The organism is Rhodococcus sp. T2V (assembly GCF_029269925.1).
GTDB classification, from domain to species: domain Bacteria; phylum Actinomycetota; class Actinomycetes; order Mycobacteriales; family Mycobacteriaceae; genus Rhodococcus_F; species Rhodococcus_F koreensis.
In genome coordinates this window covers 65,507-82,064 of sequence record NZ_JARJBD010000042.1, presented here as the reverse complement: position 1 = coordinate 82,064, position 16,558 = coordinate 65,507, and the positions used below count along the sequence as shown (strand labels likewise).

Annotated in this window: 16 protein-coding genes; 15 read left to right on the top strand and 1 reads right to left on the bottom strand. The window is 66.9% G+C overall.

The window, feature by feature from the left end:
• The first annotated feature begins 238 nt into the window (after positions 1 to 238).
• The 9 genes from P3H15_RS30060 to P3H15_RS30020 all read left to right on the top strand — a co-directional run bounded on the left by P3H15_RS30060 (position 239) and on the right by P3H15_RS30020 (position 8,719).
• Entirely contained in the window at positions 239 to 1,045 is an 807-nt protein-coding gene (locus P3H15_RS30060) for an ABC transporter permease (protein WP_276140563.1), read from the top strand.
• Between the two features lies 1 nt (position 1,046).
• Positions 1,047 to 1,922, top strand: a complete 876-nt coding sequence (locus P3H15_RS30055) for an ABC transporter permease (protein WP_276140561.1) — start codon at positions 1,047 to 1,049, stop codon at positions 1,920 to 1,922.
• Positions 1,923 to 1,926: 4 nt separating this feature from the next.
• A complete protein-coding gene (locus P3H15_RS30050; RefSeq protein WP_276140560.1) occupies positions 1,927 to 3,009 on the top strand; it encodes an Mce family protein in 1,083 nt (360 codons plus the stop codon).
• Positions 3,006 to 4,019 (top strand): MlaD family protein, encoded by a 1,014-nt coding sequence (locus P3H15_RS30045; protein WP_276140559.1) that lies wholly within the window; start codon positions 3,006 to 3,008, stop codon positions 4,017 to 4,019. Before P3H15_RS30050 ends, P3H15_RS30045 begins: the two co-directional genes overlap by 4 nt.
• Positions 4,016 to 5,032, top strand: coding sequence for an MlaD family protein (locus P3H15_RS30040; RefSeq protein WP_276140558.1), 1,017 nt, complete (start codon positions 4,016 to 4,018; stop codon positions 5,030 to 5,032). Before P3H15_RS30045 ends, P3H15_RS30040 begins: the two co-directional genes overlap by 4 nt.
• Position 5,033: 1 nt before the next feature.
• Positions 5,034 to 6,065, top strand: a complete 1,032-nt coding sequence (locus P3H15_RS30035) for an MlaD family protein (protein WP_276140557.1) — start codon at positions 5,034 to 5,036, stop codon at positions 6,063 to 6,065.
• 1 nt (position 6,066) lies between these two features.
• Positions 6,067 to 7,074: an MlaD family protein gene (locus tag P3H15_RS30030; protein ID WP_276140556.1), complete on the top strand. Its 1,008-nt coding sequence runs from the start codon at positions 6,067 to 6,069 to the stop codon at positions 7,072 to 7,074.
• A complete protein-coding gene (locus P3H15_RS30025) occupies positions 7,071 to 8,030 on the top strand; it encodes an MlaD family protein (protein ID WP_276140555.1) in 960 nt (319 codons plus the stop codon). Before P3H15_RS30030 ends, P3H15_RS30025 begins: the two co-directional genes overlap by 4 nt.
• 71 nt (positions 8,031 to 8,101) lie before the next feature.
• Positions 8,102 to 8,719, top strand: coding sequence for a hypothetical protein (locus tag P3H15_RS30020; protein ID WP_276140554.1), 618 nt, complete (start codon positions 8,102 to 8,104; stop codon positions 8,717 to 8,719).
• A 45-nt stretch (positions 8,720 to 8,764) separates the two neighbouring features.
• Here P3H15_RS30020 and P3H15_RS30015 read toward each other — a convergent pair whose 3' ends face one another.
• On the bottom strand, positions 8,765 to 9,379 hold the full coding sequence (locus P3H15_RS30015) for a TetR/AcrR family transcriptional regulator (protein WP_276140553.1): 615 nt from the start codon (positions 9,377 to 9,379) through the stop codon (positions 8,765 to 8,767).
• 71 nt (positions 9,380 to 9,450) lie between these two features.
• Between P3H15_RS30015 and P3H15_RS30010 the strand changes: the two genes are divergently transcribed.
• The 6 genes from P3H15_RS30010 to P3H15_RS29985 all read left to right on the top strand — a co-directional run bounded on the left by P3H15_RS30010 (position 9,451) and on the right by P3H15_RS29985 (position 16,556).
• Positions 9,451 to 10,632 (top strand): Rieske 2Fe-2S domain-containing protein, encoded by a 1,182-nt coding sequence (locus P3H15_RS30010; protein WP_276140552.1) that lies wholly within the window; start codon positions 9,451 to 9,453, stop codon positions 10,630 to 10,632.
• Positions 10,629 to 11,390, top strand: coding sequence for an enoyl-CoA hydratase/isomerase family protein (locus P3H15_RS30005; protein WP_276140551.1), 762 nt, complete (start codon positions 10,629 to 10,631; stop codon positions 11,388 to 11,390). Before P3H15_RS30010 ends, P3H15_RS30005 begins: the two co-directional genes overlap by 4 nt.
• Positions 11,391 to 11,431: 41 nt before the next feature.
• The gene (locus P3H15_RS30000; RefSeq protein ID WP_276140550.1) at positions 11,432 to 12,106 is read left to right on the top strand and encodes a PaaI family thioesterase; all 675 of its coding nucleotides are present in this window, start codon (positions 11,432 to 11,434) and stop codon (positions 12,104 to 12,106) included.
• Complete coding sequence (locus P3H15_RS29995) at positions 12,103 to 13,353, top strand: CaiB/BaiF CoA-transferase family protein (protein ID WP_276140549.1); 1,251 nt, start codon at positions 12,103 to 12,105, stop codon at positions 13,351 to 13,353. The genes P3H15_RS30000 and P3H15_RS29995 overlap by 4 nt, the downstream gene beginning before the upstream one ends.
• A 191-nt stretch (positions 13,354 to 13,544) precedes the next feature.
• Positions 13,545 to 15,086 carry a class I adenylate-forming enzyme family protein gene (locus P3H15_RS29990; RefSeq protein ID WP_276140548.1) on the top strand — a complete coding sequence of 514 codons (1,542 nt, stop codon included), beginning with the start codon at positions 13,545 to 13,547 and terminating at the stop codon, positions 15,084 to 15,086.
• Positions 15,087 to 15,149: 63 nt separating this feature from the next.
• Positions 15,150 to 16,556, top strand: a complete 1,407-nt coding sequence (locus P3H15_RS29985) for an MFS transporter (protein ID WP_276140547.1) — start codon at positions 15,150 to 15,152, stop codon at positions 16,554 to 16,556.
• Positions 16,557 to 16,558: the final 2 nt, after the last annotated feature.

The following is a 16,558-nucleotide window of genomic DNA, read 5'->3' as shown; positions in this document are numbered from 1 at the left end:
GGCACATCATGCACACGTTGCCGGAGAACGCGCAGATCGCGATCCAGGAAAGCCTTGGAGCGGACCGCGTCGTCGACGAGTGGAGTCCGGGCGACGCAGACACGGACCGAATGTACTTCGAGGCGGCGGGATTCGACGCGGGAGTTGCGAAGTGACAAGTGTGAAGGTCCCGATCGCAGTGCACGCCGCGCCGATCGAGCCGGTCGCAACGGAGAAGCGACGGCGGCCGCGTCTGTCGATCGCCGCGGTGGGGAAATACCTGAAGGACACGCCCCTTCGCAGCCTCGCGACTTTGGGGCGATCCGGTGAGCTCGCCGTGAACATCCTGAAATACACGGTATCCGACACGATCGCCCTGCGGTTGCCCCTCGAAGAGGTGGCCACGCAGATGTGGAAACTTCTCAAGGTCACCGCACTTCCCGCGCTGCTGATGGCGGTGCCGATCGGTGCCGAGGTCTCGGTGCAGGTCGGTGGAATCATGAACCAGGTCGGCGCGAACTCGCTGGCAGGAGCCGCGAGTGGGCTGGGCGTGGTGGGCCAGGGGGCGCCGATGGCGGCGGGACTGCTGATGAGCGGTGCGGCCGCATCGGCGATCGCCTCCGATCTCGGTGCCCGCGCAATCCGCGAGGAGATCGAAGCGGTCCGGGTCATGGGAATCGACCCGGTCCAGCGACTGGTCGTTCCGCGGTTCATCGCGATGGTCGCCATCGCACCGATGCTGTGCATCGTCATCGTCGCGGCGGGTGTGGCGGCGGGGCTGGTGATTTCGGCGAATGTCAACGATGTGGTGCCCGGCAGTTTCTGGCAATCGTTCGGCTCGTTCGCGACACCGACCGATCTGGTCTTCTCCGTGCTCAAGTCGGTGATCTTCGCGGCGCTCGTCGTGTTGATCGCCAGCCTGCGAGGTCTCGAAGCGAAGGGCGGCCCAAAAGGCGTGGCCAACGCGGTCAATGCGTCGGTGGTACTCAGTGTCTTCTGCATCTTCATGACCAATCTCGTGGTCAGTCAGATCCAGATGATGTTCTTTCCGGCCCGGTTGGCGTGACATGAACACACACTCCACGCGTCGCAGGGGACCTGTCGGCGGGGTTCTGCTGCAACCGATTCGCTCGGTGGGTCGCGCTGCGACGTCGGTGATCGAAGAAATCGGTCAGGTGACGGTCTTCACCGTCAAGACGGTCGCATTGCTGCCCACAACGCTGCGGCACTACCGCAAGCAGACGATGACGACCATGAACAACATGGCGTGGGGGAACGGATCCCTCGTCGTCGACGGCGGTGTCGTCAGCCTGATGTTCTTCCTCGGACTGGCCGTCGGCGCCGTGGTCGCGATCCAGGCGTTCATGGCCTTCGATCTGCTGGGATTCGGCGCGTTGACCGGGATCATCGGATCGTTCGGCAATGTCCGGGTCATCGCCCCGATCATCACCGGAATTGGATTCGCCGCGCAGGCAGGCTGCCGGATGACCGCCGAGATCGGCTCGATGCGCATCTCCGAGGAGATCGACGCCACCGAATCGATGGGATTGCAGGCCATTCCGTTCGTGGTCGGGACGCGGCTGATCGGAAGCATGCTCATCGTGATTCCCGGGTATCTGATGGCGCTCGTGGTCAGTTTCTTCACCGGAGGGTTGATCATCAAGACGTTTCACCGCCAGCCTGCGGGTACCTACGATCACTACTTCAGCCAATTTCTCAGTGTTCCCGACCTCGTGGCGTCGCTGGTCAAAGCAGTCGTCTTCTGTGCCGTCGTCACCATGATCCACTGCTACTACGGATACTTCGCGGGTGGTGGGCCCGCGGGGGTGGGCGCGGCGTCCGGGCGGGCGATCCGGGCGAGCCTCGTCGCGATCGTCGTCCTGAATTTCTGTATGACTGTGGCGATCTGGGGCCTCAGTCCCGAACTGGTGTTCAAAGGATGAGTCAATGAGCAGAGCGAGGAGTCAGGACTTCCTGAGAGGGGTTCCCGGCCGTCAGAGCCGAGTGCTGCACGGGGCGGGGCTGGGGGTCGTCGTGACGACCTGCGCAGTGATCGCTGCAGTCTGGGCATACCCGAGCGGCGCGGACACGGAAGGGTTGCCGATCAGCATCGACGTCCCCTACGTGGGCCCGGGCGTCGACTCCGGTACGAAGGTGATCCTGCGGGGCGGTGAGGTCGGTGTCGTCACCGGATTGGAACGGACGGGCGCGGACTCCGTCCGCATGGACCTCCAGCTGGATCCCGATCAGATCGGCGGCCTGACCGATGCCTTCGATGTCGACTTCCGGCCGCAGAACTACTTCGGATCCACCGCCGTCAATCTGGTCGGCAGGCCCGGCGGTTCCGGTCTGGAGGCACACCGCACCCTGGACCGCACGCCCACAGGAGATTTCACGATGTCGACCATGATCGAGAAGGGTTCGCTGGCCGTCGACGGCACCCTGACGGACTCGATGATCACCAGCTTGGACAAGGTTGTCCGGTACACCGACGGCCTGACACCGATGTTCGATGCGGCACTCGTGCTCGGCGACCGGGTCGCGCAGACTCAGCAGGCACTTCCGGCCGACCTGCTCGGGCGTGTCAACGACGTCCTCGACGTGTTCCCGGCGTTCAATCGACAGGCGATCGATTCGCTGACCCACATCTACAACAGCACCTACAACCAGCGACCCGACGGTTCGGTAGGGGTCGACGACCCGTTCATGGACGAGACGGACGCCGGTCTGACCCTGGCGGCCGGACAATTGTTCGGACAGGCCGGGCAGTTGCTGAAATCTCACGGTGACGAACTGGTACCGGTCACCGAGGTGGTTTCGGAACTCGCCGGCGTGGTGCCGCACCTCTACGACGGTGGGGCGCGCCCCGAGCGACTGCGCACCGCCGTCGAGCGGCTGGACTCGGCGTTCGAGGACAGCGGCGACGGGCAGCGGCTCAATCTCCGGATCGTCCTGGACGATCTGCCCGCACTGGCGGCCCCGCTCGCGTTGACCGGTGCCCCGCCGTCCGAGGACGGGGCCGGCCGATGAGCAACCGAACCAGGTACATCGTCACCCTCGTCAAGCTCGCCGTCGCGGCCGCGGTCTCCGTGGTCCTCTTCATCATCGTGATCAGCGCGATGAAGAGCCCGGTGACAAATGAGACAAACAGCTACACAGCGGAATTCACCGATGTCTCCGGGCTCGGTGCACATGGGGACATCCGAACGAAGGGGGTCCGGATCGGCAAGGTCGAATCGGTCGGACTGATCCGGGACGGCGGGCGGAGTCTCGCGGAAGTGCACTTCACGATGGAGAAGCCGTATCAGCTCACCTCCGACACGATCCTCGCGGTGAAGTACCAGAACCTCACCGGCGTTCGCTACATCGACGCCGAATTCCCCGAGAATCCGGGCGAAACAGTCGATCGACTGCCTGCCGACAAGACGCGGGCCTCGTTCGACATCACCGAGTTGTTCAACGGACTGCAACCGGTACTCGCGACCATGAGCACCGACGACATCAACACCTTCACCGAGAACGCGATCTCGCTTCTGCAAGGAGACGGAAACGGACTGTCACCGATGCTCGAAGACGCACAGAAACTCGCCGGCCTCGCCCACGACCGCGAACAGGTCATCTCGACCCTCACCGGCAATCTCGCACGGATCTCCGACAGCATGGGAGGGCGGTCGCCCGAGGTCGTCGAGTTCCTGCGCTCGGTGAGTTTCCCGATCGCGAAGGCGATGACGGTTATCGACGAGTTCCCGAAGACGGCTGCGTTCGGCCCCGAATTCCTCACACCGATCACACGGTTGATCGATGCTCTCGGTCTGCAACCGGGAATGGACGTCGAGCAGATGCTCTCCGACGCATTCGCATCGGTGCCGGACACCGCGGAAGCGTTGCGACTGCTTCCGGTCGCCTTCGCCGGACTGCAGGTTCCGCAGACCGCCGGGGCAGGCCCGGGCGGTATCCAGTGCACGAACGGTGTGGCGCAGCTACCCACCGACGTCGAGGTTCTGCTGAGAGGGAGTGAGGTCGTCGTATGCAACCCGTGACGAAGAACCGTGCCCAGCGTATCGGCGGGGTGCTGGGCCGGGCGCGGGCGCTGGTCGGCAGGGAGGTCGCGTTCGGCGCGGGCATCGTTCTCCTGGTGGTCTTCGCGCTCGTGACCACCGCCGTCCTCTACGCGAACCCACCGGGACGGATGTCGTTCTCGTTCCGTACCGACGACGCCTCCTCGATCGACATCGGCCAGGACGTCCGGGTGGCGGGCATCGGCGTGGGAACCGTCACGGGCGTGTCGATCGAGCCGGACGCGGTACTGGTGACGGCCGAGATCGACGACGCGGTACCGGTCGGCTCGGACTCCCGGGTGGAGGTGCGCATGCTCACCCCGGTCGGGGGGTACGCGATCACCCTCGTCCCTCTCGGCGTTCTGCCGCTCGGGGACACCCCGCTGCCCGTCGAGCAGGTCAGTGTTCCGTATTCGATCGGCGATGTCCTCCAGGCCGCGCCGCACACGACCGACAACGTCGAGGGCGGCACCGTCGACGCGAACCTCGACGAGATGGCCCGGGCGCTCGAGGAGAACCCGACGTCGATCGCGTCGATGATCTCGGGCCTGACCAGCATCGCCCGCGTGATGGATCAACAGCGTGCGCAGGTCCGCACGATCGCCGACCTCGCCGCGGAGTATCTCCAGAGTTTCGAGGCCGATCAGGGCATGGTGTTCGACCTGATCCGCGAGATCGACGTGGTTCTCTCGACGTACAACACCACCCACGCCGGATTCAACGAGGCGTATTCCCTGCTCGGCAACGTCCTGATGACGATTCAGCCGTTCGAGGCGTTCTATCTCGACCACAAGACGGAGGTACTCGACGCTGTGAACCACGCGAAGGGTGTGATCGACGAGTTCCGGACGTCGATGGGCCCGGCCATCGACAATCTTCAGTCGTTGCGCACTCAGCTTGCCGAATGGCTGACGCCCGAAGGAATGGCCGCGATCAAGGGCGGCACACTCATGGCCTCGGACTTCTGTGTCCCCGTTCCCGGACGGACGTGCTGAGATGTCCGGGAAATCACGCGTGATCGTCAAGGTGCTGGCCGTCGTGTGCGCGGCCGCCGCCGTCTGTGGCGCCGGTGTGGCGGTCGCGACGACGGGGGAGCCGGCAGACCGGTCGGCGTTCTGCGCGCTCATGCCCGACGCCATCGGACTCTACGCCGGCAACCCGGTCACCCAGATGGGTTACGAGGTGGGCCGTGTCGAAGGTATCGAGCCGCAGGGCGACCACGTGCAGGTCACCTTCTCGCTCGCGAGTGGCCGGTCCTATCCGTTCGATGTCCGAGCGGTCACCCGCTCGAAGTCCCTGCTCGCCGATCGGAGTCTCGAACTCGTCGGCAACTACACGTCCGGTCCGGAACTCGCGCCGGAACAGTGCATCCCGCTGGGGCACAGTCACACTCCGAAGAGCATCTCCGAGATCGCGGGTTCGGCAGCCGATTTCATCGATGCGATCGCTCCGGACGACGGTGAGGAGAACGTCCGGAAGACGGTGCTCGGTCTGGACGAGGCGCTCCGCGGCCAGGGGGAGAACGCCGCGGACATGATGAGGCATGCCGCCGAGGCGGCAGCCGATCCGGACAAACTCGTCGCCGACATCGGCTCGTCGATCGCGAACATGGCCCCGCTGACGGACGAAGCGCTGCGTCGGTGGAGTTCGATCCGGTCGATCGTGGAGCAGATGCCTGCCGTCGTGGCCGCGGGCATCGATCTGTGGCCCGGAGTCATCGAGGTGTGCGAGGGAATCGGTTGGCTGGTAGCGACTTTGCACGACATCCAGCAGAACTACGGCGCCGACATCTGGCCTTTCGTGCACGGACCGGCGACCGACGCCCTGAAGCTGGCGGCGACACGGTCGAACGACATGGCAGGCCTGATCTCGACGATTCCGTCGGTTGCACCCTTCCTCGCGCAGCAGACGACGCGCGACGGAGCGCTCACCATTGCCTACCAGCCGCCGACGGTGGCTCTGACGACCGCCGGAACCGAGGTGCCGATGGATCGGCTGCTCGACCTCGTGCGGACGGGAAGGAACTGAGATGAATCTGTCGAGAAGAACGCGGCAGCTTCTGTGCGCCGCCTCCGTGAGCGCGGTGGTGCTGACGGTGCCGGCATGTTCCCTGGGGCCGGACGACCTGCCCTCGGTCCGTGGTGGCGTCGGCGACACCTACGACCTGTCGCTCGAGTTCGCCAGTGTGATGAATCTGCCCGCCGGTGCCGACGTGATGATGGACGGTCTGCGGGTCGGCGAGGTCCGGTCGTTGCAGGTGTCCGGATCGACGGTGACGGTGTCGGCCGGAATCGGAAGCGGCACCAGGATTCCCGCCGATGCGCGGGCGATCGTCCGTCAGGACACTCTCCTCGGCGACACCTATATCGCGGTCACCGGCGACGGCGAACATTCCGCCGACGGGTACCTGCCTGCCGGTGGCACGATCCCCGTCGCCCGCACCATCTCGCCACCGCAGTTGGAGGACACCATCGCAGTCCTCGCGAACTTCGTCAACGGCGGCAGCATCCAGCGGATCGAGGATGTGATGGCCCGGGTCAACGCCGTCGTGCCGCCGCTCCCGGCCGTGCGCGACGTGGCGTCCGTGGCGGCGCTGGACATGCAGGATCTCGCTGCCAGGACGCAGGAGATCGACCGGACGCTGACGGGGTTGAACGAGACCGCACTGTCGTTCGACGATCGCACCGACGCCCTGTCGGCCATGTTCGACAGTTCCAGCGTGCATTACTGGCGGCGACTCGCGATCTCGGTGGTGTCGCACATCGGCCAGATCCTGCCCTCCGTCGGCAGCGTCTACGAAGGCGGACTGTGGATGGTTCCCATGCTGAACACGCTCGCCGACACGGGGGACGTGGCGCGCGAGGTCTGGGACGAGGGCCCGGACACGACCGTCGTGCTGTCGCGTTTCCTGCGCAGCAGGATCGTGCCGTTCGCGCAGAAGCCTTCCGTCGAGATCGAGGGCATCGAATCTGCCGGGGGAGACCAGATCGTGGCCGACGCGGAGAACCTGCTCCGCATGCTGGGAGCAGTGAAATGACCGTCAAGACTTCGTTGTCGATTCTCGGCATGGTGGTGATCGCCGTGCTGTCGTTCCTCTACATGGGCCGGGCGGGCCTGCACGTTGCCCGGTTCGACGACGTACGCACCGCCACGTTGGACGTGCCGGACACGAACGGACTCGTCGTCGGCTCCCGTGTGCTGCTCCGGGGGGTGGCGATCGGACACATCAGTGGGGTGACGGCGTCGGCCGATCACATCGAGGTCGTGTGGAACTACGAGAGTGACCGGTCGATCCCCGCCGACAGCGAGTTCCGCGTCGACAACCTGTCGGCGCTGGGCGAACCGTTCCTCGCGGTGCTGCCCTCGTCCGCGGCGGGGCCGTATCTCGAGGACGGGGACACCGTCCCGGCGAACCAGGTCGTGGTGCCGACGACGTTCAAGGAGCTCTCGGAGCGCCTGACCAGGCTCCTCGAGCAGGTGGATCCCGTTCGGGTACAAGCGATCTTCGACACGATCGACGTCGCGCTTCCCGACGACTTCGCGGTCCTGAACAATCTCACGCGGGCAGGCGAACTACTCGCGGCGACGCTCGCCCAGCAGTCCGACAACCTCACGACGCTGTTCGACACCCTCCAACCACTGCTGATGGACAGCGCCACCCTCCCGCAGGGTTTCCGGGATACGACACCGATCGTCGCCGAGTTCGGCAGCGGGTTCCACGACGTGCTCGGCGGAATCCGGTTCGCCACCGAGAAGGGCCCGCTGCGCGACGGAATCGCCAGCGGAGCAAGTCCTTTCATCGGCGAACTGCAGACGTTCCTCGATCACACCGCCCCGGACCTGCAGGTGATCGGCGTGAACCTCCTGCCCTCGGTCCAGGCCGGGGCGGCGTCGATGCGGACCGTCGACGTGGGCCGCCTGCTCGACAACGTCATGGCGTCCACCGCATCCGGAGATGCACTGACAGTCCACCTCAGCCCGTCGGGACGGTAGAGCCGACCGCACCCCGAGACGTACTCGATCGTCCACCCCCGGAGATCGGACAGCCCAGTGAAAGGCGAACGATGCAGAAATCAATGGAACTCGTGAACTCCGGAACCGCCCCCGAGGCCGATCCCTCCGAGGGTGCGGGCGATCGTGAGCGTCGAGGTGGCAGGAACGTGCCACTGCGGTCGGTGGTGGTCGGGGGCCTGGTCGCCGTTCTCGTCGTCGCACTGGCGGTGCTCGGGTGGCAACTTCGGAGCACGACCGACGAACTCGACCAACTCCACGACGCGGCGGCGAGCAGGCAGCAGGCCGAACGGATCGCCCTCGACTACGCGACCGGCGCCGCCGAAATGGACTTTCGCGACCTGCCCGCGTGGCGAACACGGCTGACGGCGGGCACCGCCCCGGAACTGTCCAACCGTCTCACCCAGGCCGCGACGTCGATGGAGCAGATCATCGCTCCGCTCCAGTGGACGTCGAGCGCACAGCCGATCTCGGCGAAAGCAGAACCGGGACCGGACGGAACCTATTCGGTCGACTGCTTCGTCAGCGTCCTGACGAAGAACAGCCAGGCACCGGACGGACTGCAGTCGACCGCGACCTACAAGATGACGGTCGACAGCGGAAACGACTGGAAGATCACCGAGATCAGCGGAATCGATTCCGCACTCGACGGGGACACGGCGCCGCGGTAGCCGGAGTTCGGGGCCCTCTGCCGGCGGCGTCGTACCTTTGCGTACTCAGTCGCCGGCAGGCAGCGCGGCAGGAACGACCGAGGGTACCAGGAACGCGCGGATCTTCTCGCGGAACCGTTCCAGCGAGCCGGTGCCGCCGTTGAGTTGGCTGATACACATGATCTCGAGTTCCGAGATCCATTCGCACAGCAATGTCAGATCCAGGTCGGCGCGGAGGTCGCCGGCTTCCTGCGCTTCGCGCAGAATCGGCTCCCACAGCTCACTCGTCAGTTCGACGGCCTTGCCCGACGTGGTCAGCAGGGAGTTCGCCAGGGTCATCTCCGAGGGGGAGACGAGCAGGTGGACCATGGGGTCCCGCAGGCCACTCTCGACGTTCTGGCAGATGCCCTCGACGAGTCGCTCCTCGATAGTGGGCCATTTCGCGATGAAGGCGCGGGCGGGCGTCATGTTCTTGCGCGCGCGGCGCGCGACCGATTCGATGATGAGACTCTCCCGGTCCGAGAAATACCGGTAGACGGTCGCGCGGGACATGTCCGCGGCGCGGGCGACGTCCTCCATCGTCGTCTTGGTGATCCCGAAGCGTTCGAAGCACGACTCCGCTGCGGTGAGGATCGTCGAGCGGACGTCGGTCGCGGGGTCGTTTCCAGTCCTTGCAGCCACCAGGAAACAGTACAACCACAATCTGGCGTGAGACGCTAGACAATGAATGTCTCATGTGCCACTCTCGGTGTATGGAGCGCGAAGACAAGATCACACTCACCGAGCGACTGATCGCACACGTCGACAACAACAGCACCGACTACGCGGACGACCTGCTTCGAGTGCCGTTCTCGGTGTTCAACGACCCCGAGCTCGCCGAACGCGAGCGCACGGTGGTCCGGCGGCTGCCGCACATCGTCGCCCACGTCGACGAACTGAAGAAGGCGGGCGACTTCGTCACGACCGAGCTGATCGGCACGCCGCTACTGGTGGTCAAGCAGACGGACGGCAGCGTCAAGGCCTTCTCCAACGTCTGCAGGCACCGGGGCTCGAAGGTGGAGTTCGAGGAAGCCGGCTGCAAGCGCGTCTTCAGCTGCCCGTATCACAACTGGGCGTACGGCCGCGGTGGAGATCTGCGGGGAATGCCGCACGCAGAAGGCTTCGACGGCATGGACCGCTCGCAGTACGGGCTCGTCGAATTTCCCTGCGAGGTGCGGCACGGCCTGGTCTGGGTGGTTCCGACGGTCGGCGCCGACCTCGACATCGCCGGGATTCTCGGCGCCAAGCACGACGCGGAGGTGACGGCGACCGGCATGGCCGAGTCGTTCCAGGTGCGCAAGGAGACCTGGAAACTCGACATGAACTGGAAGATCGCCGTCGACGGTGTCCAGGACTCGTACCACCTGTGCCAGCTGCACACCAAGACCGTGTGCAACTACCTCGAGGGCAACATCACGGCTTACGACCTGGTCGACCGTTCGTGGCGAATCGTCGTGGCCCGCAAGTCGATCACCGAGGTTCGCGGCGCAGATCCCGACTCGTTCGACGTCCGCGACTACTCCCTCGCGAACTACACGATCTACCCGGGCACGATGCTCGTGACCGAGCCCAACCACTTCGAGATCTGGACGATCGTGCCCGACACCGAAGATCCCAACGTGTCGTACTGCACCATTCGCCTGCTCTCCCCGAAGGAACCCGAGACTCCGCGGGAGAAGCGGATTCTGGACAAGAACTGGGAACTCCTGATGGAGACCCTGCACGCCGAGGACTGGTTCGTCACGAAGACGATCACGGCCAACGCGGCGCACGGGCAGGTCGACGAGCTGATCTACGGACGCAACGAGCTTCCCGGTCAGGTGTTCCACAAGATGATCACCCGCGATGCCGAGGAGGTCGCTCGGCAGGAGGCCGCGGCCGGCGGTGTGAGGTGACGACGGGCGACCTGCGCCGATCGTCGCCCGCGCCCGGAGTGCTGCAACTCGACCTCGCGCGGCCCGACGTGCACAACGCGATCACCCTCGGCCTGCAACGTGAACTCGATGCCGCGCTCGCCGAGGCGGCGGACGACCCGGACGTCCGGGTGGTGCTGCTGGCAGGGGAGGGCACCGCCGCGTTCTCCGCGGGATACGACCTGAAGGAACTCCGGGCGATGACGGCGGACGCCTGCGCCCTCAGCCTGCTCGAACGGGACGAACTGTTGTGGAGATACTTCACGTTCCCCAAACCCACCGTCGCCGCGGTCCAGGGCATGGCCTACGGCGCGGGCACCCTGCTGGCGGCGTGTTCTGATCTGCGCGTCGGAGGTCCCGGCACCCGCATCACCGTCACCGCGGCGAAGTACGGCGGTGCCAACCTCACGTGGGTACTCGACCACCTGATCGGCGCCGGGCTCGCCCGCGATCTGCTGATGACGTCGCGGGCAGTCACCGGTGAGGAGGCCCACCGGATGGGGCTCGTCTCCCGGTACGCCGCCGACGGCGACGTGCTCGGCGCCGCGCTCGAGGCGGCCGGGCAGATCGCCGCCCAGCCCCCGGAGTCGATGCGCGAGATCAAGACTCTGCTGCTCGACGGACCGGGACGCGACCTGCGGTCCCGGTACGACCGGGAGAACGTCGTGTCGCGCACGACGCTCCGGCCGCGTCCGGTCGAGGAGATGTTCGGCTCCTACTTCGGACGGCGCGCCCGGTGAACCGCGGGCCGTCACTCCTCAGCACCGAAAGCGAGGTCCGGATGGACGTCACCCTCCCGGCTCCCGACGACATCTGGAGCCCCAGCTGGCACGACCCGTTCGAACCGACCGCGGACGGCGACGACGAGTTCGCGGAACTGGCCGAGGCTCTGCGCTCCGTGCAGGAGGCCGTCACCCGCAGTCGCCCGAGTCCGGACGCGGCGAGTCGCGCGGCGCGTACGCTCCGCGACCTCGCAGCACGACTGACGGAGTTCGAGGTCGGTGAGGACGAACAGATCGCCGGCAGGCGCTGGGATCTTCCCGGCCGGGCGCAGGCGCTGACGCCACCCCTCCACGTCGACGAGGTGACCGCGACCCGGGCGCGGGGGCGCGTCACGGTCGGCAGATTCCATTCCGGGCGCTACGCGATGAACGGCGGCGTGACGCCGCTGATCTTCGACGAGATACTCGCGCGCCTCGCCAACAGTTCCGGCAGGCACTGGGCACGCACGGCGTACCTGCACGTCAACTATCGTGCCCTCGCGCCGCTCGGCGTCGAATTGCGCGTGGAGGCGGAGCTGGCCGGGCAGGAGGGCCGCAAGCGATTCCTGCGCGGCGCGATGTATCACGGCGACGTCCTCGTCGCCGACGTCGACGGACTCTGGATCGAACTGAAACCGGAACAGACACAGAATGTCTCGCTGGCCGTCGGCCGGGGAGCGGAGGAGGGTTCATGAGTGGGTACTCGCTGCTGGACGGCGTTCGGATCCTCGAGGTCGCCCAGCTGGCGCCGTCGTCGCTCGGCGGGCATCTCGCCGATCTGGGTGCGGACGTGATCAAGATCGAATCCGGTCCGCTCGGGGATCCCGTGCGCATCGGCGGCAGCCGTGCCGTCGGAGGCGAGGACGGGCCTGCCTTCATGCACCTGCGATGGAATCGCGGAAAGCGCAGCGTCGCACTCGATCTGCGCACTCCCGAGGGCAAGCAGGCGTTTCTCGACCTCGCGCGGTCGTGCGACGCGGTCATCGAGGGCATGCGGGGCGGATACCTCGACTGGCTCGGCATCGGCTACGAGCAACTGCGACAGGTGAATCCGAAGATCGTGCTGTGCACGGTGTCGGGCATGGGCACCGACGGGCCGTACCGTGTTCTCGGCACCGGAGGTCCGGTGTTCGACGCGTACGCCGGGCTCCGCGAGGTCGGCACTCCCGCGGAGCCGCCGACCGAGGGGATGGCGGGATCCACGACGCCGCCGATCGCGATGTACGCGCTCGGCGCGTACGGGGCGATGGGCCTGCTCGCGGCGCTGCACAAGGCCGGCGCCACCGGTACCGGCTGCCACGTCGAGGTGGCGGGCATCGACGTCGCCGCCGCGTGGATGCCGGACCTGGTGGACGCGGAGTTGAACAGGGACCGCTCGATTCCCCGGCCGACCTGGCTGCCGGACGGCCGGCTGCCCGACTGGCCACGGCTCGAGGCCTATCGCACCAGCGACAGCGAGGCGATCCTGTTCGGGTCGCACGTGGAGAAGTTCTGGCACAACTTCCTGGTGGCGGTCGGACGCCAGGACCTGATCGACGTCGACCTCACCGGCACGGACGACGGTGCCCCCGCCCGCGCGGACCTGGTGTGGCGGGCGCTGACGGAGATCTTCGCGCAGCGCACCCGCGCCGAGTGGGTGCAGCTGTTCCTCGAACACGGCATCGCGGGAGGTCCGGTCAACAGCGTGGCCGACATGCTCGTCGACCCGCACTTCCGGGCGCGGGACAACACCTACCGGGTCGACTACCCGGGGGTCGGCGAGCTCGAATTCGTGGTCAGCCCCGTGCGCGTCGCCGGGGAGAAGTTCGCGCCCGCGCTGCCGCCGGTCGTGGGCGCGGACACCACGGAGGTGCTGCGGACGGTGGCGCAGTACGACACCACGCGGGTCGCCGCGGCAACCGACTCGGCGAGCCCTCGGCGCGAGGCCCCTCCCGCCGGCTGACCGGACGCAGTCCCCAGAAGCAACACCCACACGAAATACACTGTGTGGGTGTTGTTTTCGTGCGATTGACCGGTTCTGCCGGGTGCCCGAAATTCCCGAATCGAGCATTGCGCCATTCGCCTACAACTGTTAGGTTTACGGCACACGAAGTGAGGGTGGTCACACCCGGCTGACGAGCACGAGGAGCACAGATGAATCTCGCGGACCTGACCCGGTTCTGGGGTAAGACACGTTCGCAGCAGCAGGCCATCGTGTTCGGGGACACGGCACAGACCTGGGCCGAGGTCGACGCGATCACCGACGCACTCGCCCGTGGCCTCGCCGCGCGGGGCGTCCGCAAGGGGGACCGGGTGGCGGTGATGATGCTCAATCGCCCCGAACTCGCCCACGTCATCCTGGCGACCCTCAAGCTCGGCGCCATCAGCGTGCCGCTGAACTTCCGGCTCACCGGCAAGGAGCTGGCGCCGATGGTGCTCGACTCCGCGCCGCGCGTGGTGATCGTCGAGGACGGCTTCGCGTCGCTGCTCGAGGTCGCCGCCGAGCAGGCGGAGTTCGAGACCTACGCGATCGGGGGCAGTGCCCATCCGCCGTACGAGCGGCTGATCGACCCCGGGACCGCGCCCGTCGTCGCCATCGACGCCGACGACCCCGGCTTCATCTGCTACACGTCGGGGACCACCGGCGTGCAGAAGGGCGCCCTGATCACTCACCGCAACGCGATGACTCCCGGCATCTCGCAGTCGATCACGTTCGGCTTCTCGTCCCGCGACCGGGTGCTGTGCTCCGCTCCGCTGGTGTACACCGGCTCGGTCCTGTCGATCTTCATGCAGCTCGTCGTCGTGCCCGGCGCGACGATGGTCCTGCTGCGCGAGTACGACCCGGAGATCGCCCTCGACACGTTCGAGCGTGAGCAGATCACGGCCACCACGACCGTCCCCGTGATCTGGGAACGGATGACGATGCTGCCCGACTTCGGCACCCGCACGCTCGCGAAGTTCACGTTCGCCGGCACCGGTGGCGCCCCCGTCAGCCTCGACCTGCTCGACTTCTACCGCTCGCACGGCATCCCGCTCACCCAGTGCTACGGCCTGACCGAGGCGTCCGGCATGGTCTCGACGCTCGCCTACGAGGACGCCGTGTCCCGTCCCGGCTTCGCGGGGCTGCCGCTCGTCGGCACCCACATCCGGATCGGTGATCCGGGAGTCGACACCCCGGCCGGGGAGGTCGGCGAGATCCTGGTCCGCGGCGAGCACGTGCTGCGGGAGTACTGGAACAAGCCCGAGGCCACCGCGGCGACCCTCGGCGACGGGTGGCTGCGTACCGGCGACCTCGGCATGCAGGACGAGGGCGGATTTCTGAAGATCGTCGACCGCAGCAAGGACATGCTGATCTCCGGGGGCCTCAACGTCTACCCCGCCGAGATCGAGAAGGCGCTGCACGGCATCGACGGCCTGGTCGACCTCGCGGTCATCGGCGTCAAGGACGACCGATGGGGCGAGGTGCCGATGGTGGTGTTCCACAGCCAGCGCCCCGCCGCCGAGATCGTCGCCGACATCGCCGAGGTCGCCGGCGAGAACCTGGCGAAGTTCAAGCGTCCCAAGCACGCCGTGGCGCTGGGCGAGCCCCTGCCGCGCACGTTCTCCGGCAAGCTCGCGAAGCCGTCTCTGCGCCAGCGCTTCCCCGAGGTGCCCGCCGACGCACTCGCGGTCGACGGCACCGTCACCCCCGTCTAGCAAGGCCCATCCAGTTCGAGGCTCCATCTCCCGCGGTTCCCCCCTTCGAGAGGAATGCACGTCGTGGCCCCCACTCGTGAAGTCGACATCTCCCAACTCATCGACGCCGCACCGGTGTCGGCCCTCCAGAAGCGTGCGATCGCGTTGTGCCTGGCGCTCGCGATCCTCGACGGCATGGACGCCCAGCTGATCGGATTCGCGATTCCCGCACTGTCCGAGGACTGGGGCCTGTCCAAGGCCTCGTTCGGGCTGCTGCTGGCGCTCAGCAGCGGCGCGATGGTCGTCGGCAGCCTGCTGTTCGGTCCCGTCGCCGACCGCTGGGGCCGGCGCCGGGTGATCCTGCTGTGCACCGTGCTGTTCGCGGTGTTCACCCTCGCGTCCGCGTTCGCGCCGTCGATGGGGGTGCTGATCGTGCTGCGCATTCTCGCCGGAATCGGGCTCGGCGGCGTCACCCCGAACCTGATTGCGCTGACCAGTGAGTACAGCCCCGCTCGCAGCCGCTCCACCCTGGTCACCATCGTCGTCGCGGGCATGTCGCTCGGCGGCTTCCTCGGCGGACTCGCTGCCGCTCAGCTGATCCCTGCGTACGGGTGGCAGTCGATCTTCGTGGCCGGCGGCGTCCTCCCGCTGATCGTGGCGGCGCTCGCGTGGGCCGGGTTGCCGGAATCGGGCAAGTTCCTCGCCTCCCGCGGTGATCACGCCGGGGCCGCGAAGATCCTCTCGGCGATCGCACCGCAGGCGGGCATCACCGGATCGGTGACGTTCACCGTCGACGCCGCCGTGGCCACTAAATCGCCTATCCGGGAACTCTTCGCCGGCGGCCGGGCGCTGGACACGGTGCTGCTGTGGGTCGTGTTCGTCATCAACTTCCTGGTGATCTACTTCCTGTTCGGGTGGATGCCGTCGCTGTTCAGCCAGGCCGGGCAGAGCCCCGCCCACGCGATCCTCGCCGCGGCGCTGTTCAACCTCGGCGGCATGGCAGGCGCACTGTCGATCGGGTGGATCACCGACCGCGTCGGCACTGCGTGGCGCCGGTCGCGGGGCGCGGACGCCGCCTACGCGGTGGTGATGGCCGGCTACACACTCGGCGCACTGTTCATCGGCGTCGTCGCGATGTTCCTGGCGAACTCCACGTTGCTGCTGATCACGATCTGCATCGTCGGATTCGGGATGTCCGGCAGTTCGGCGGGCATCATCGCGATCGCGGCGTCGATCTACCCGGTCGCGGCGCGCTCGACCGGCATCGGCTGGGCCATGGGAATCGGGCGGATCGGGTCCATCGCCGGGCCCACCCTCGGCGCTGCCCTGATCGTGGCCGGGATGGATGCCCGCACGATCTTCCTGCTGATGATCGTGCCGACCGCCGTCGCCGTCCTCACGCTCGGTGCGCTGTTCGCGCGGGAACGACTGCGCGTTCGCACCGTCGCGGGGGCCGCGGAGTCGACCGCCGTCACCGCCGAGGCGCACTGAGC

Bases quoted from the DNA above. Each gene is read 5' to 3' on its own strand.
- P3H15_RS30045 (WP_276140559.1), top strand. From the start codon at position 3,006: ATGAGCAACCGAACCAGGTACATCGTCACCCTCGTCAAGCTCGCCGTC.
- P3H15_RS30000 (WP_276140550.1), top strand. From the start codon at position 11,432: ATGGACGTCACCCTCCCGGCTCCCGACGACATCTGGAGCCCCAGCTGG.
- P3H15_RS29990 (WP_276140548.1), top strand. From the start codon at position 13,545: ATGAATCTCGCGGACCTGACCCGGTTCTGGGGTAAGACACGTTCGCAG.
- P3H15_RS29995 (WP_276140549.1), top strand. From the start codon at position 12,103: ATGAGTGGGTACTCGCTGCTGGACGGCGTTCGGATCCTCGAGGTCGCC.
- P3H15_RS30010 (WP_276140552.1), top strand. From the start codon at position 9,451: ATGGAGCGCGAAGACAAGATCACACTCACCGAGCGACTGATCGCACAC.
- P3H15_RS30050 (WP_276140560.1), top strand. From the start codon at position 1,927: ATGAGCAGAGCGAGGAGTCAGGACTTCCTGAGAGGGGTTCCCGGCCGT.
- P3H15_RS30025 (WP_276140555.1), top strand. From the start codon at position 7,071: ATGACCGTCAAGACTTCGTTGTCGATTCTCGGCATGGTGGTGATCGCC.
- P3H15_RS30055 (WP_276140561.1), top strand. From the start codon at position 1,047: ATGAACACACACTCCACGCGTCGCAGGGGACCTGTCGGCGGGGTTCTG.
- P3H15_RS30030 (WP_276140556.1), top strand. From the start codon at position 6,067: ATGAATCTGTCGAGAAGAACGCGGCAGCTTCTGTGCGCCGCCTCCGTG.
- P3H15_RS30020 (WP_276140554.1), top strand. From the start codon at position 8,102: ATGCAGAAATCAATGGAACTCGTGAACTCCGGAACCGCCCCCGAGGCC.
- P3H15_RS30035 (WP_276140557.1), top strand. From the start codon at position 5,034: ATGTCCGGGAAATCACGCGTGATCGTCAAGGTGCTGGCCGTCGTGTGC.